The sequence below is a fragment of the Psychrosphaera sp. HA2-10 genome, from assembly GCF_055693745.1.
In genome coordinates, this window is record NZ_CM146341.1 from 2,041,113 (window position 1) to 2,058,115 (window position 17,003).

Consider the following 17,003-nt stretch of genomic DNA (forward strand, 5'->3'; position numbering starts at 1 on the left):
CGCCTAGTCTTTGTTCTTGTTAATAAAAACCCAGCAAATGCTGGGTTTAATTTTATTAATACTAACCTTAAGCGGACACTTTGTCTTCTAACACTATAGATTCTTTTTTGGGCTCACTGTCACGAACAAACAACACTGATATTGCCCCCAAGATCATTGAGACCCCAGCCAGGATAATGATATATATTGCTTCATTAGCAAAAACAGTACCTAAAATCCAACCACTCACTAAGCCTGAAATGATTTGTGGAGCAGCAATTGTGAAGTTAAATATGCCCATATAAACACCGGTTTTATCTGCAGGCAATGCACCCGCTAAAATAGCATAAGGCATAGCAAGTATTGCAGCCCAAGCGATACCAACACCAATCATCGAAAGTACAATGCCAATAGCCCCTTGTGGCACCGTTACAGACGTTATATATAGATTAACTTCGGTAATTGTCGGATCAGTAAATAAAATCATGCTGATGTAGCCTAAACCACCAGCCAGTAACGATAGGGAATATACTAACTTTCGGCCAAATGTATCCGCAAGCTTAGTCAAGACAACAGCAAATGCGACAGAAAATAGTGCTTGTGCTGCATATAAAATACCAACCCAGTCCCCTGCTGCACCTTTCGCTTTTGATATGGACTCTGGAACCGGATTACTCGCTAAATAACTTGGATCGAACCAGTGTATGGCAACTCCCCATGTATTTTGTGTGAGTGCAGCCGGTAGATAAGTCCACATGATAAAAAGTGAAAACCAAGAGAAAAACTGCACAACGGCCAATTGCTTCATTATTTCCGGAGACTCTTTTAATAGCGCCCAAAAACCAGATAGCTTGGCAAACATTGATAGCTTTTGTTCAGACATATTGTTGCTTTGCTCGACCGTAAGTCCTTTGTACTCATTATATTGCGCCGGCGCATACTCTTTTGTTCTAAAGACGGTCCAAAGCACAGAGCCTAATAAAATGGTTGCACCAATATAGAAGGCCCAAACGACAGAAGGTGCAACTTCACCAGCTTTTGAAGCATTCTCTAGGCCAATAACATTCGTTAACACAAACGGTAAAATAGATCCTACAACCGCACCAATGTTAATTAATAAGGTTTGTACTGAATAACCCATATTGTGTTGTTCTTTTGGAACCATATCGGAAACCAAAGAACGAAAAGGTTGGAAGGTGACATTAAACGCAGCATCTTTTATAGCGAATATGATCAAGCCAAAAATCATCGGCGGTATAAATGCCACTAGTAGCGAAGCGTTTGGCAGTAAAGCCATTGCTAGCGCAGCGACAATAGCGCCACCAAAAATGAATGGTAGACGTCGGCCCATTCGGTTCCAAGTTCGATCTGACAGTGCACCAACAATAGGTTGAACCAATAGCCCCATAATTGGCGCTGCTAACCAAAAAAGTGAGAGTGAAGAAAGGTCGGCGCCGAGGTCTGATAAAATTCGGCTGACATTACCATTTTGAAGTGCAAAGCCTATTTGTACTCCAAGAAAGCCAAAGCTGACGTTCCAAACTTGCCAAAAGGAGAGTTTCGGTTGATTCATATTGTTGTCCTGTTGTAAACGCACATGATTATTATTGTTTTTTATATTTATTATTAATGACTTTAAAATAACGCTTCAGACTATAACGAAGCACAACTGCAAACAAATAAGTACATACGTATTCAAAGCAATAGAAATTGGAACTTGAATGTTAATTCCATGACACATTTAGCTTAAATTTAAAATCGTCGCAGTTACAACATTTTACCTAAAATACATACTTTTTTTATTCTTTTTACTGGCAAAAACTCAATCTACTGCAAAACTTAGAAGTCTTCACTGGATAAATTTTACAACTCTAAGAATTGTTAAACAGCTGTACCAGTTTAAATTAATAAGAATAATTCAGCCCGAATGGCTTAGATATATACATCTAAAGCGGGCAAATAAGAGAGTAGATACCATGATTGCATTATATTTAGCAGCCGGAATGGCTGTCAGTCTTATACTTTATGTGTTCCGAGATAAATCGACAGTCGCCACAGTATCAAAAAGTGCCACTGTAATTAAGGCTATATTTTTAACCGCCTTATTCTGGCCATTTGTATTACTGTTTATATTTTTTGAATCAACGCCAGAAATCGGCGTCAAAAAATCTAGAGTAAAAAGAAAGGATTTGTTGTTACCAGTTAACATAAACTCTGTCGAAGAACGCGAACTCGTTAGAGACCCAAACAACATTGCACCAGAGTTACCGTTCGGTCGTTTGCATTCGCAATGGCAAGCACTAAAACAACAAACGGATGACAACAATACGATATGGTCGTTTAAAACACATGCGCCAGTCAGGCACAATAATGAAATTATTGAAGGTTATGCTCTAGTAGATGAGCATAGAAACATTATTGATTACTTGGTGGTCTCTAAATACAAAGAAAATTACCAAACCAATAAAGTTATTCACTAAACGAATTTGATGAAACAACCCTTAGATGATTTCGTAAAGGGTTGCTTGTCGATTTAGGATTAACGTTATCGGTAATTTCATTATCTTGTTGAGTTCGGTGCCAGATTAATACCGACTCAACTTCTAATGGGTGCTTAATGCCTAGGGCGGCCATGTGAGCTTCACCATGAGTACGATAGACCTTTGCGCGGTCTAATTCACCAAACATTTCAGGACCTTTATATCCTGTGTAGTAACCCAACTGGTCATTGACCAATAAAAACTGCCAAGCTTTTTTAACTTGCATAATAAATCCTTGTAACCAAGAGAAGATCAATCCGTTGATCGAGCGAAAAGCGACTATCCGTAAACTAGTATTAAAGATAGTTGCTTTTCAGCTAGCCGCAAGTACCGAATTACTTAATCATTAACGACGCGACCTTATTCGCTTGTTGATGATTCCAATTAAATTTAACAATAACAAGATTATTCTTTTTATCAAATAAAGCGCCTCTTTGGGCTAGCCTAAATTCGTTAAAATTAGTAAATAATGCTATTTCATCGTCGTCAAACGTTATATTTATTGGCGTTGTCGGCCAATGATGAACTCGAATAGATAGGTTGCGTTTCTCTGGCATACCAGCATAAGCCTTTGCGCTGCCCAATTGACGTTCCATACTAAGAGAGTACCGATTAGCACCATTTTGTTGGTATGCCGCACCGTTAAAAATCAGTTTCTCGTATTTTCCCGCTGCTATTGCATTCTCCGACACACCATCATCTTCATACACTTCGCTAACGGTAGATAGTTGGTTTTTGTCATAATAAACGTCGAGGTTTAACGCTTGGCTAGAATATGACTCTGTTGTCATTAAATCATTAACCGTAGGTATGATTGCGCCGCCTCTAACAAACACAGGTATATTTTCTAGTGTCACGGGATAATCTATCACTGTTCCACCGTCATATACCGTGTCGGTCCAATAGTCTGTCCACTGACCTTTTGGTAAAGTTACTTTGGTTGACTCTACTCCCGGGTCCGTAATCGCTTTCACTAAAAAAGCGTCACCCCACATAAATTGGTCCGTCATGTTAAAAAACTTCGCACTTCCCTCTTCAAAAAACATTGGACGCATTAACGGCATTCCGGTCATAGAATTTTGATAAGCCATTGAGTATAAGTAAGGCAACAAGCGGTATCTTAGCTTGATATATTTGCCAACAATTTGTTGGGTCGCTTTGTCATGGAAAACCACTTCTGGTGCGATATTATCTTGCGCGTGGGGACGGTAAATAGGTTGAAATACACCATATTGTAACCAGCGAGTATACATTTCTGCATCAAAGGTCTCACCACCAGCAAACCCGCCTAAATCCGAATGTGTGTAAGCCATTCCTAATAAGCCCATTTGCATTGTAAGCTCTGGCTGTGGTTTTAAGCCTGACCAGGTTCTGGCGACATCTCCGGTCCAAGGAATCATCCCAAAACGCTGCGAGCCAGCATAACCAGCCCGCATTAGAATAAACGGACGAGTATTAGGCGTGGCTTCATTAATCGCGTCACGGACTAATTTAGCCCACTGATGGCCATAAGCGTTGTGCACTTCATCACTCGTAGCAGTAATGCCATACTCCGATAACGTATGTAACATATCTGATGGGTGGACTTCCGGCTCACCTAAGTCGCCCCATACACCTGAGACGCCTTGCTGAGCTAACTCTTTATAAATATCTTTAAACCACATTGTAGCTGGTTCATTAAACACATCTATAAGGCCAGTATTACCAAAATAAAAATCAAACGTCTTTACTCCAGTATTTGAAATATTTTTTGTTAGCACATCTTTTTCTAAGGCTTCCAGCCAACGATTGCTGGAAGTTAAAATAAATGGTTCAGTAATTAACGTTGTTTTGACATTAAGTTCAGCTAAATCGGAGAGCATTTTATCTGGATTAGAAAAGGCGTTTCGGTCCCAATCTAAGTTGCCCATATGGCCTTTTATATCCTTACCAAACCAATATAAATCTAAAATCACTGAGTCCACTGGAATTTCTGCTTGGCGGAACCGCTCTACTGTATCAACAACTTGTTCCTGAGAACGATATCCAAACCTAGATGCATGATTACCAAAAGCCCAACGCGGCGGTAACGGTTGCTTACCAGTAACTTTAACAAATTGATGGATAAGGTCCGGATAAGTGTCACCAGCTATAAATATATAGGCTTGTCGGCCACCAACAGCCTCAAACTGCAAAATATCTGTTTCTGATTTACCAAGATCTATAAATCCTTTTGCGGGATTGTCATATAAAATGATGTATTTTTTAGTAGACATGACTGCAGGAATACTGAAATTCATCTGCTCAGAATAAGTCTCATACCCATAATGAGCACGATTGTATAGTGGTAACTTGTGTCCACGTCTATTCATACCTAAGACGCGTTCACCTGTGCCCATTAAGGCTTCTTCTTCATCCAACTTAAATCGAAAGCCTTGTAAGCTATGAGTAGCAAAAAAGCCGGCTTCTTCTGCTAAAATAACTTTATCATTTTTAACAAACGACAGTTGAAGCGTTGCCTTATCAATTTCTACTGCCAACTTTTTAGTGGCGAAAGTCAGTGATGTTTTACTGTTGATAACTTTTATTGCAGGACGAAATTGCTGTTCAGGATCTTTAGCAAAACTAGGAAAGTCTTCGCGCACTAACGAACTACCTAATGGCCTTACCTCAAAAGCAAGATCATGCAAGGCAGTAATTTCTAACATACCTTGCTCATGCTGCACTAATAGTGATTGGTCTTTTAAGGTATGGCTAATATACGAATCTGCGAAACTGTTATTTGAATAACACAACAGAACAACTAACCAACTAAAAAAAATACCCGCTCTCATTTTACCTATCCCTTTGAATACATTAGCGCTAGCATTATGGTGCAAGCCACTAACTACTCTTGTTGTAATACTTGTTCAAACTTCAATCCAGTTAAGCGGGTAATCGTTTTTACAACGTAAACCATGATACCTATCAACATAATCAATGATGGTATTGCAATAACTGGATAACTAATTAATGTCATTTCGCCTAACTGCTCATTAAACTCTACCGTACCGGCGTTACTCGTCACTATAATTTTAGCGAGTATGTAGTTTGCCGATGCTGAAAATACAAAAGTAGAAGCTAACAAGTGATTAGCGCGATTGATTTTTGCCTTAAAAACCGAGGTATTATTCTTCTCTGCCAAGGCGTCATATATAACGTTTAGATTAAATAACGTTGGGTTTAACATCAGCTTCGCCAATAGTGGCTTACCACTAAAGCCCGAAACTAAAACAACCAAACCAATGATGGCAGGAATCGCCGCTTCTTTTATCGCGAGCCATTCAGCGTCTAATTCAAATAAGCCGATGCCGCCCGTTAATAACGTGCTTAAAAAACCAAGCAACGATATAAAGTTAAACGTTCGGGTAGTAACAAAGTCATAAATGCCGTAAACAACGGGAAATGCAAGCGCCACTAATAAACCAGGAACTATCCCCAAATACTCTTCACCTGATAACTTCATCAGGATCAGTGAGGGTATAATAATATTAAAAATAAGCTCCAAAAACGTGTTGTTTTTTGGCTTGGTAGGACGTTGCTGTGATGTTGAATTGTCAGTCATATTACTACTTATTACTAATCTTCATTTAAATATGAGCTAGATATTACCCCAGCGAATTAATAAGTGCGAGCGCTAACAAAAGCGGCTAAATAGCCGCTTTATAAATGACCTATTTTTAAGTCAGTCTGTTAGTTACTGCATTGCTCAATAAGTAATGTTCCTACGCCTTCACCTTGCGTCGGATTTGCTTCATTAAGTGTTAACTTAAAACTATAAACGCCAGCGGCCAAAGTGGCGCTGTTATTATCAGTGCCTGAATTACCGTAGGCAACGTCATAGCTGGTTCCAACAACTAAATCACTCGTTTTAATTGTACCATCGTTGTTTTGTACCCAAAGCTGAGTGCTCCAATTTCCATCGCTAGAGGCAAGTTTAAACGCCATCGGACCATCAAAATTTGCTACGGCTTGATAAACATTATTGCCTTTATATTTTAACTGATAATCACTTACCGCATTCCACGAAGAGTGATCACCCTTCACGTACAAATTGCCATCACCCGATACGGTAAATGGTCCTGCTGTTGCAGCATTTTGCAAAGCACAGGCGTTGTCAAACTCAATAGACAAAACAGGCGTACTCGACTCCACATTTAAGGACACAGAGTAAGCACCAGACTGAGTAACCGTGACAGCAAAACTATCAGTATTACCAGCCACAATAGTTTGTGAGTTCGCGCCTATGGTTACATCTGTGAAAGTAATGTTCTCAATGCTTAATGTGGCATCTCCAAGGTTAAACTCGTAAGTGCCAGGCTCTAGAGTTACTGAGCCTAAATACGTACCACGTTGATCGTATTCTAATGCGGTAAAATCAATATTGTTTAGACCTTCAATACCAATCACAGTTTCGTTATATGGTGATGCAACTCGATCCGGGTCCGTAGCCAACCCTTCACCTTGCGCGCCTGTTTGTGGTTTAACAAACACAGCAACGGTATGGCCAGGTACCGTGAACGTGCCATTGGTCGCATCTTCGCTAAAGCTCGCTGTTTTTACTATTAAATCGGCTGAAGCTAACTGTTCATCATGTAAAACAAAACCGCTCGCCGACTTAACGTCTAAATTTTGAGTTGCTGCGGTACCGTTAATTACCACCACAATCGCATCAAAATTACTATCTAAATCGGTAAGACCAATACCATCATCAATGCTCATGACAATAACGCCAGCCGTTTGTGCGCTACCCGTATTATGAAAACCAACGCGGTTAATGACATCTTGTTCTGTTGTTAAGCTAAATAACGGACTGCCAGTGCGAATTTTCAAAAACTCTTTAAATACGGCACTTGACTGCTGAATGTCAGTCATTGCTACTTGTGCGTTCGGATTTGAGCTTAAGGCAACATTGTACTGACCATCACGTTCAATTGGTAAACCAACATTCCAGTTGTTTGAATTGTTTGTATAGTCGACGTAGTTATACCAATCACCTGCATCATAGGTATTTCTATCCATTGATTTTGAACGAATTTTATCAACGCCCAATTGGAAAAATGGAATACCTTGGCTCATTAATGGAATCGCAGCAGATAACATGTGCACACGAGCTCTCGTTGTTGCAGTAGCACTTTCGTCAAAGTTATATTGTAAATAATCATATAACGTTTCGTTATCATGCTTTGATACATAATTGATGATATCAGCAGGGTCTAGACCATAAGATGACTTATCAAAATTAATGCCTTTTTTAACCACCCCTGATTTATCTTCCAGTTCGAAGTTTTGTAAGGTGCCTGCTAAACCTAAACGAATATGATCCGATTTATTTAAGTCTGGTGATGCAATTGATAACGCTTGCTCTCGAATAGAGTCTCGAGGACGATCGTTAAATGTACCAATTTGTGTGTCGGCTAGATTATATTGAGTTGCTTGTTTAAATAGACGGTCGTTCGCTACTTCACCTAGATTCCAACCTTCCCCATAAAAATATGTATCGGCGTCAATAGCAGCAACTGCGGCACGGCCATCTAATAATAACTGAGCCGGTAAGTGACCCATTACATCAAAACGAAAGCCATCCATACCGTAATGTTGAGCCCAATGTACAAGCGAATCAACCACAAACTTACTCATCATTTTGTGTTCTGTGGCCACATTATCGCAACAGGTAGAGTTCTCGATAATGCCAGTAACTTCGTTATATCTGTGATAATACCCTGGCACTAATTTATCAAATACCGAATTGTCATAAACACCCGATGCGCTGGTATGGTTATAAACAACGTCTAAAACTACTCTTAACCCAGTTTCATGAAGTGCCAATACCATTTCACGAAACTCTTTTATACGAGCTACGCCCTCTGGAGTAGACGCATAACTGCCTTCTACAGTGTTAAAGTGATGAGGATCATAGCCCCAGTTAAAACCATCAAACCCACGAAAGCTTTCTACAAGTTTTTTTGCGTCGTCAGTGTCTGCAGAATAGCCCTCTAGAACGGACAGTAAAGTATCGGAATTAGACGCCACACCGCACACTGGCGCAGAACTATTTTTCGCACATAATTCGCCAACGGTGTTTTGTAAATCTATACGTTTTGAAACATCTTCTTCAATCGTGGCAATATCATTGGCTGGTAACATATGGAAATGGGTTACTCCAGCGCTGGTCATCTCGCTAAGGTAAGTCATTGCACCTGATCCCGCTTCAGTAAATGCTTTGTATTTACCGCGATTACTTACAGACGTATTTTCATCACGAATACTAAAATCGCGAATATGTGCTTCTAACAGCACAGCCTGCTCCGGTTGCTCAATGGTAGGGACTGCATGACCTTGCCAACCGGCTGGATACAAGTCGGCGTCTGTCATGTTTACAAATTGAGAATAACGTCCATTAGTCGAAGTGTTAACTGAATAAGGGTCAGTCACCCAAAGGTCTTCTACTTTTTTAGTTAACGGATGATATACCTGAATAGCAAATCGATAATACAAGCGGTCATAGTTCATCGAGCTGTCGGTTTCAAAATGCCACACACCCGTCGCTTTATTTTCTATCATGTCATGAGTCGCGACTAACTCTTTAGCCGAGTTAAACACTTTTAATTGCAAACTCTGAGCACTTGGCGCCCAAGCGTCTAATTCTATATTGCCATTGGCGTTATAAAACAGTCCTAAACGTTGCTCGTCTGCATCGTTTGCATCAGTTGTGTATATATCGTCAAAGGCTTTTGCTTTTTGAACGTATGTTGCTGTTTCTGGTTCACCGTTACCATCGAGTGATGTTAGTACCAACTGACTCTTAACTAGCTGATCTTGTTGTGCAGCTGTTGCTTCAAACTGATATGCTTGCCAGCTTGTTAAATGAGGTACGACTGCTTTTAACGCATCAGGAAATTCAACTTTAGATAAGTCTAAACTGTTTGCCATTGAGAAGTTATCGTCTAAGTCACCGTCCATTGACCACAATAATTTTGCACTGTCGCTGGTTCCGTTCCATACAATGGTATTTTTGTTTAACCAGTGCGCTGACGCATCTTTAATTTGAAACGGTGGCACTAAACTAACATCAGCAGGATCAGTAAATACACCCACATCAGAAACAACAAACGCCCATCTATCTCCGTTTAGAGACAGTTGTTGATCTGATTCAGGATCTTTTAAATCACCTTTATGAACAATAAAATTGGCGCAAGTGGCTTGGTCTTTAGTATCAAAAAGCCAGTAAACACCATAGTTCTCATCGGTATCTGTCGGCACCAGTCCAGCAGTCCATTCGGTACCCGTTCCGCTAGAGGCATCAGGATCAGCAAATTGTGCATAAGCATTACACGCCTCGTTATTCCAAGCATGCAAAACAAAACCTGTATAGTCACCATCGGCACGGTAATAATATACAACGCCTTGTGACTCACTTGGTTTTACGGCAGGCTGAGGATAAGAAACCGCTGCCTCGGTAATCGTTACAACAATTACTAGATCTGCCGATTTAGCTGGCGAACCATTGTCTGTGGCCGTAATGGTAATGGTGTAACCCGCAGAGTTGCTTGCTACTAAGTTATTTTGATTATCAACCGTAATAGCACCTGTTGCAGGGTTGATAGTAAACGCTGACTTCGGGTCTAGCAAAGAGTAAGTAATAGTGTTGCTTTCGGCGTCAGTGGCAGACGCTGTATAAACAAGCGTACCGTTAGCCGTTGCCTCTTCTACACTAAGTGTTGCTGACGATGTAAAAGTAGGCGCGGTATTTTCCGCTTCAACCTCAGGGGTAATACAGGCATTTTTTGCTTCGTTTAATACTTTTGGTGCTGTGCACTGAAGTGGCTTAACGCCATCATCTCCGCCACCGCCACCACAGGCGGTTAAAGCGACGGACATTGCTGATAATAACAAGGTCCGACTAAACCATGACTTATTTAACATAGTGTATTCCTGTTGATAGATTCTTATTTTTTATTGTATTTATAGGTATTTTTATTGCCCTACTATAAAAAGAACCGTGACAAGTATCTGTTGAATACGTATGTAAATGAACGCCTTTGAGATGAATGGCGTGTTCTGTTGATTCAAGCTGTATATTTAGTTCTGTTGGCTACGTAAAGCCTTTCGCAACTCCGGTAAGTTTTGCTTCACCACACTGTTATTTGGCTCTAGCTTTTGCACCGATAATAACCACTGCTCTGCCTGCTTGTAGTCGTTTATTTCAGCACTGGCATGCGCCAATGCAAGTTGTGCATTAATATAATTAGGTTTATGACGTAGCGCACGTTTTAAGTAACGAAACGATTGCTCCGCTTGTTTAGTATAGATCAACATTGAACCGGCTTGATAAGCAAACTCGGGGTTATTTGGTATTGCATCAGAGATAAGCTTCGCTGCTTTAACCATGCTTTTAGTATCGCCCTTTTTCTCAGCTTGCTTTAGTGAGCTTTGTGCAACATCAAGCCACGATATTTTTTGTTGATGAAGCTTAAGACCCAGTCGCTCTTGCTCATTTCTAACGGGCGGTAACACCGAGATTTGAGGCTCTGCACTAAATGGATAATCAGCCTTTAAACCCGCTATTATTGCGTGTCCTTTGTACACCTCCGCATCAAAAATAGGTAAGTCTTGAATAGCATTAAAACGAGCAACTTTATTCGAGGCTTTAGGTAGCGCTTCAGACTCAATTATTTGGTTGTAAAAGGCATCTGAGATCTCAAAATAACCTTTTATTGTTGGGTGTAAATGCTCCAACATCAAAGCTTGGCCAATAATGCCATTTTTAGCAACAGCTGATAATTGCGCTTCGGCATCAACCAAAGTGACATTAGTATCGAGTGCCAATTGACGAATGACTTGATTAATTTCTAATGGCGCGCGAAATCTTAATAAATCATGTTGTCTGGCATTTTCATAGGCTGCTTTTGCTTTTGCATAATCACCTAAATATTCGTATCTTTTCCCTAGTTTAAAATAGGCTTCAGCACTGCCCTTTTGAATTTGGACCTGCCGCTCTATTATTAACTCATTAACCGTTGACCACGACTCTACCGGTTGTTGTAAAATGTCTTTATATTCATCGGGTAGAGACTTAGATTCAAAGGGTGGTTGATCTGACAAGTTACTGGCAATTGTGCTCAAAAAAACAGGAATGCCAGCTTGTTTATACTTATCTAATAACAAGATCATGTTTTGCTTAAATTGCTCTATCCCTGCTGAAAATAGCGGATGATCAATATCAATATTTTTATGTTTAGCAACCTTCGCCATCACAGTTCTAGATTGACGTTTTTCAGCGACCGCAATGGCCTCTGAATCCTTTTGAACACTGTCATAAGCCAATTGCATAAGCTGAAATAAACGTAAGTCCTTGAGCTTTAAAAATAATAAATTCGCACTTCTTGAATTGTACGTTGAATATGTAGAGCCAACTCCCATGATCCCTAGAAACTCGTTGTGACCTGCGTAGATAACAACCGCATCTGGCGCTTGAGCAATAATCTCATCGGCAAAATCTAACAAGGTGTAGCTGTTTACGGCCGACAAAGCGGTGTTTATCACTTCAACCTCTTTATTTGGGTAAGTTTGCTTAAGTCGGTAATCCAACATACCTGCAATGGATGCGCCAAAGCCGTATGGAAAACCTGCGGCGGTTGAACCACCCTGTACAAATATTCTTAATCCGTTTTCAGGTTTTTGTTTCAAAAAAAAGTTAGTTTCGATTGTGACATTTGGGCCATGTTCTGGCTTAGAAAAGTACCGATTCACTACATCCGGCTTTGGCAATAAATACTCAGGTGCTTGTGGGTTCTGGATAAATAACGGCGAGGTTTGTCCGAACCCACCTACTCGCAAAACCAATTCAAGCATTCCTAAAATCAAAAAGGGTAACAATATAGCAATAATTCTAAATGCCCATAATTTCGACTTGCTCGCTTGCATTTAACGCTCCGGTAATTCTTTGAGTTTGGCAAAAGCTTCTTTCGCAGTGCTCACTTTATCAATAAAAAACTTAACTCTAGGCAAGTCCTGAGTATTTTGTTTGACGCTATGCAATAGTGACAAACTTTCATCAAACCGATTAGCTAAAAACAAATCAAACGCTAAGTTCATCTGATATTTTTCTGAGTCGGGATCGATTCGTAAGGACTGACGCTGATGGTACAAGGCCAAATTCAGCTGGTTTGCTCTACGAAACAGGTTCGCGGCGGTATTGTGACTTTCTGCCGAGGCGACTAATGCGTCAGCAATAATTCCTGCGACCAACGCTGCTTGTTTTAAGTTATTGGCTTGAAGATAAAATTTCAGTAAGTCTTGTTGCAACAACAACCAGTTTTCACCCTGTAATCTGCGCAATAACAATTGGTCAAAAGCGGTTTCCACGGTTATTTTTGGTAAGACTTTCGGAGTGTCAGTAAAGGGAAAACCATTCATCAGATTTTGCATTTTTAATACTGCATACCGTTCATTAAGCTCACTAATCGGCGACCATTCTTTGGCGTTATTGGTTTCAAGATTAGCTCCCCAAGATATTTCACTTGTTACTAAAGACTCAAAAAATGCTTCGGCGAGTAAAAAGTATCCCAGCTTGGTCGGGTGAACATGCTCCAATAATAAACTGTGGTCAAGAATACCTTGTGGCGCTGCCTCTCTAAATTTAGTCTCTACATCCACCAGCGTGGCATCATACTCTAAGGCTTTTGCTTTAATAATGTCATTAAACTTCGATGGCGCTCGAAATCTAAGCTCATCGAGATCTTTAGCAAGGATAAAAGACTGCTTTGCCTGTTCATAATCTTTAGCCTCAAAGAACCCAAGTGCATTCTGATAGGCTTGGTTCATGCCTGAAAACGGAATTAAATCTTTCTCAATACTCACTAAGTTACCAATATAAACCGGCACGCCTTCCTGTTTGTATTTTGATAGTAATAGGTCTAAATTACCGGAAAACTGATGGATGCCTTGTTGATAAATGGCACTGTCCATTGGAATATTCTGTCCTTTAGCTGCACTGGCCATAACCGTTCTGTTCGCTTGGTCCGATGGAACTGCATCTGCCTTAAAATGCTGGTAGCTAGCTTCTAAAAACTTGAATAACCGCAGTGACTTTAACTTCAAATACATCAGTGTTGTGCCGTAACTACTTTGCGCTCCCATAACAGAGCCAGCTCCTAACACACCTAAATATTCATTATGGCCTGCATAAACGAGTACAAGGTCTGGCTCAAGTTGAAGTATTTCATCTTGTATATCCACTAGTGTGAACGTATTCACCGCCGCCATCGCTGTGTTAATGATTTCAATATTTTTGTCTGGATAGGCGAGTTTAAAGCGCTGCTGCAACATGCCTTGTAAAGAGCCAAATCGACCAAACGGAAAACCAGCGGCCGACGAGCCTCCTTGGATAATAATTCGAAAGGTGTCTTTGTCTTTTTGCGCTTTAAAATACACGGTATCTGAACTTACTTTAGGCGCCAGTTCAGGAACAGAGAAATAACGTTCAATTAAGCGTGGATTTGGTTGTAAATATCCTGACAATTGCGGAACCGGAATAAACGCAGCAGGTTTTTCGCCGTAATTTAATACTCGAAGCAAAGACTCCAAGCCAACTAAAACCACAATAGGGATTAAAATCGCTATCAAATAAAAGAGCGGTTTTGTTGATTTAACGGCCTTGTTTGAATTCACTAAAAACACTCGTTTGTTAAGGTGAGAAAAATACCATAATGAACCTGTAACGTTATCCAATTGACACTATTCTCGCAAGCCTAAAATGCTATATACTGCTTAAAAATGTCACGATTTAATAAGATGACTTATAAAGGAATTTTGGGGTTAGATGAGTAAACGTATTTTAGGAATCTCCGCGCATTATCACGACAGCGCAGCGGCACTGATTGTAGATGGTAAAATTGTAGCTGCGGCTCAAGAAGAGCGGTTTACTAGACTTAAGCACGACCCTAGTTTTCCAGCACAAGCTATTGATTACTGTCTAACAGAAGGCAATTTAAAACTTGCCGATATCGATGCCATTATCTTCTACGACAAACCACTACTTAAGTTTGAGCGTTTACTAGAAACATATCTTGCGAATGCCCCTCGCGGGATCAGATCTTTTATTAGAGCTATGCCTATTTGGTTAAAAGAAAAGCTCTATCTAAAAACCGTATTAAGGCGTGAATTTCGACAACTCGCGGGCCTAGAGAAAAAAGCCAAAATACCTCAACTCCTTTTTTCAGAACATCACCTATCGCATGCAGGCTCTGCTTATTTCCCATCACCGTATGAGGAAGCCGCTGTGCTCTGTCTTGATGGCGTTGGAGAGTGGGCAACGTCCACTGCTTGGAAAGGAAAGGGAAATCAATTAACGCCGTTATGGGAAATTCAATTTCCACACTCGTTAGGCTTACTTTATTCTGCGTTTACCTATTACTGCGGGTTTAAAGTTAATTCTGGTGAATATAAATTGATGGGCTTAGCACCATACGGTGAACCTAAGTACGTTGATGTCATTTTAGAAAAACTTGTAACCCTGCACGATGACGGTAGCTTTCACTTAAATATGAGCTTTTTTGACTTTGCCGTTGGTAACACTATGACCAATAGTAAGTTTGATGAATTATTTGGCGGACCGCGCCAACCTGATGATGCAGAAGTGACCCAGAAACAAATGGACTTAGCACGCTCTATTCAGGTAGTTACAGAAGAAATTGTTCTAAAAATTGTTCATCATTTATATACCTTAGCGCCAAGTGATAACCTCTGTTTAGCGGGCGGTGTTGCTTTAAACTGTGTATCCAACGGACGCTTGTTGCGTGAAGGCCCTTATAAAAACATTTGGATTCAACCCGCTGCGGGTGATGCAGGTGGCGCACTCGGCGCAGCTTTAGTGGCATATCATCATTATTTTGACGGCAAAAGAACCGTCAACCAAAACCAAGATAGTCAACAAGGGAGCTATTTGGGCCCTGCCTATAGCAATGAAGAAGTGCTCAATGCCGTCAAAGAAAAAGGCTTAGTCGCACATATCCAAGAGGATTTATATGCTTTTACAGCCAATCTATTGGAACAAGGCAATGTAGTGGGATGGTTTCAGGGTCGTATGGAATTTGGGCCTAGAGCACTTGGTAACCGAAGCATTATTGGCGATCCCCGCAATACCAAAATGCAAAGCACCATGAACTTAAAAATCAAATACCGCGAATCGTTTAGGCCTTTTGCTCCTGCGGTATTGGCAGAAGACGTTAGTGAATATTTTGAGCACGAATGCCCAAGCCCATATATGTTATTAGTAGCTAATGTTAAAAAGGCGCTTCGACTGCAAACTGACGAATCCTTGTTTGGTATTGATAAGCTATTACAGCAACGTTCCACTTTGCCCGCCATCACACATGTTGATTATTCAGCACGAATTCAAACGGTACACGCTGACTCTAACCCTGAATTTCATGCTCTCATTTCTGCTTTTAAAGAAAAAACAGACTGTGCAGTCGTTGTGAATACCAGCTTTAATGTACGTGGTGAACCTCCTGTTTGTTCTCCTGATGATGCTATTCGCTGCTTTTTAGCCACGGAAATGGATTACTTAGTCATGAATAATGTTGTGCTTAAAAAAACTGATCAGCCAGAGTTCGCCATTGCTTTGGCAAAACAAACTAAATTTGACAGAGACTAAGCCTTATACCGAAAGGAACTTAAAGGGACTCACACAAGGAGTCACTATTAGATTATGAAAATGAGTAAATTGAGTTTAAAACAAAATAATCGCAAACCAGACTTAAAAGAACTGAAAGAGTTTGCGTTAACCATTAGCTGGGCGTTTCCGCTGTTTTTTTCAGTGCTATTACCGTGGCTATTTAGTTATGCATGGCAGCTTTGGCCTTTGGCTATTAGCTTTGTATTGATGAGTTTGTATTTGATGAAGCCTGCGTGGTTATGGCTACCGCATCGTATTTGGATGACTATTGCAGGAGCTATTGGTTGGTTTAATACTCGGGTTATTTTAGGACTATGCTTTTATCTGTTAATTGCGCCTATTGGCTTTATTTTAAGAATTTTTGGCAAGCTTCAGTACAAAAACTCAATTAGCGAAAAATCAAGTCAAAACGCCCCTTCTAATTACGTAAAGGTTGAGGCAAAATCAGATAAAAAGAACCTGGAGTATCCTTTTTAATGTTGGAATTTATGTCAGATTTATGGACGTTTTTACGCGTTCGTAAAAAGATTTGGTTATTACCGATCATTGTGATTTTAAGCCTACTAGGTGGTCTTGTTGTTGCTACTCAGCAAAGTGCATTAGCAACCTTTATTTACACACTATTTTAAGACGCTGTTGTAGGTGATGCTAAAGTTAGATAATTCTGAGTGAGACGTTACTTAAGTTAAATGACGCTAACGATAAGCGATACTAATGTAAGCCCATGAATAAACCCATGGGCTTTTTTATTGCCTACCGCTTCGGTTATATATCGCCTAGAAAAT

General features: G+C 40.3%; 11 protein-coding genes. 4 read left to right on the forward strand and 7 right to left on the reverse strand.

All coding sequences use genetic code 11. The features are described 5' to 3' along the window. Positions 1-67: 67 nt before the first annotated feature. Positions 68-1,552 (reverse strand): MFS transporter, encoded by a 1,485-nt coding sequence (locus ACZ1GV_RS09375; protein ID WP_472673933.1) that lies wholly within the window; start codon positions 1,550-1,552, stop codon positions 68-70. Positions 1,553-1,955: 403 nt separating this feature from the next. Here ACZ1GV_RS09375 and ACZ1GV_RS09380 point away from each other — a divergent pair, with 403 nt between their 5' ends. Beyond that, positions 1,956-2,459, forward strand: a complete 504-nt coding sequence (locus tag ACZ1GV_RS09380) for a hypothetical protein (protein ID WP_472673934.1) — start codon at positions 1,956-1,958, stop codon at positions 2,457-2,459. Here the strand turns inward: ACZ1GV_RS09380 and ACZ1GV_RS09385 are convergent. The 6 genes from ACZ1GV_RS09385 to ACZ1GV_RS09410 all read right to left on the reverse strand — a co-directional run bounded on the left by ACZ1GV_RS09385 (position 2,449) and on the right by ACZ1GV_RS09410 (position 14,210). Next, complete coding sequence (locus ACZ1GV_RS09385; protein WP_472673935.1) at positions 2,449-2,745, reverse strand: hypothetical protein; 297 nt, start codon at positions 2,743-2,745, stop codon at positions 2,449-2,451. The two genes, ACZ1GV_RS09380 and ACZ1GV_RS09385, sit on opposite strands and share 11 nt — an antisense overlap. Before the next feature lie 109 nt (positions 2,746-2,854). Continuing rightward, positions 2,855-5,332, reverse strand: coding sequence for a glycoside hydrolase family 31 protein (locus tag ACZ1GV_RS09390; protein ID WP_472673936.1), 2,478 nt, complete (start codon positions 5,330-5,332; stop codon positions 2,855-2,857). A 53-nt stretch (positions 5,333-5,385) separates the two neighbouring features. After that, positions 5,386-6,102: a VC0807 family protein gene (locus tag ACZ1GV_RS09395; protein WP_472673937.1), complete on the reverse strand. Its 717-nt coding sequence runs from the start codon at positions 6,100-6,102 to the stop codon at positions 5,386-5,388. 128 nt (positions 6,103-6,230) lie between these two features. Further along, positions 6,231-10,463 carry an alpha-1,6-glucosidase domain-containing protein gene (locus ACZ1GV_RS09400; RefSeq protein ID WP_472673938.1) on the reverse strand — a complete coding sequence of 1,411 codons (4,233 nt, stop codon included), beginning with the start codon at positions 10,461-10,463 and terminating at the stop codon, positions 6,231-6,233. Positions 10,464-10,619: 156 nt separating this feature from the next. Beyond that, complete coding sequence (locus tag ACZ1GV_RS09405) at positions 10,620-12,464, reverse strand: tetratricopeptide repeat protein (RefSeq protein WP_472673939.1); 1,845 nt, start codon at positions 12,462-12,464, stop codon at positions 10,620-10,622. Next, positions 12,465-14,210 (reverse strand): SGNH/GDSL hydrolase family protein, encoded by a 1,746-nt coding sequence (locus ACZ1GV_RS09410; RefSeq protein WP_472673940.1) that lies wholly within the window; start codon positions 14,208-14,210, stop codon positions 12,465-12,467. 151 nt (positions 14,211-14,361) lie between these two features. Here ACZ1GV_RS09410 and ACZ1GV_RS09415 point away from each other — a divergent pair, with 151 nt between their 5' ends. From ACZ1GV_RS09415 to ACZ1GV_RS09425, 3 genes are read left to right on the forward strand one after another with little or no spacing between them, the layout of a single operon-like run. Further along, the gene (locus tag ACZ1GV_RS09415) at positions 14,362-16,197 is read left to right on the forward strand and encodes a carbamoyltransferase family protein (protein ID WP_472673941.1); all 1,836 of its coding nucleotides are present in this window, start codon (positions 14,362-14,364) and stop codon (positions 16,195-16,197) included. 54 nt (positions 16,198-16,251) lie between these two features. Beyond that, on the forward strand, positions 16,252-16,695 hold the full coding sequence (locus ACZ1GV_RS09420; protein WP_472673942.1) for an SxtJ family membrane protein: 444 nt from the start codon (positions 16,252-16,254) through the stop codon (positions 16,693-16,695). Beyond that, the gene (locus tag ACZ1GV_RS09425; RefSeq protein WP_472673943.1) at positions 16,695-16,847 is read left to right on the forward strand and encodes a DUF5989 family protein; all 153 of its coding nucleotides are present in this window, start codon (positions 16,695-16,697) and stop codon (positions 16,845-16,847) included. Before ACZ1GV_RS09420 ends, ACZ1GV_RS09425 begins: the two co-directional genes overlap by 1 nt. Positions 16,848-17,003: the final 156 nt, after the last annotated feature.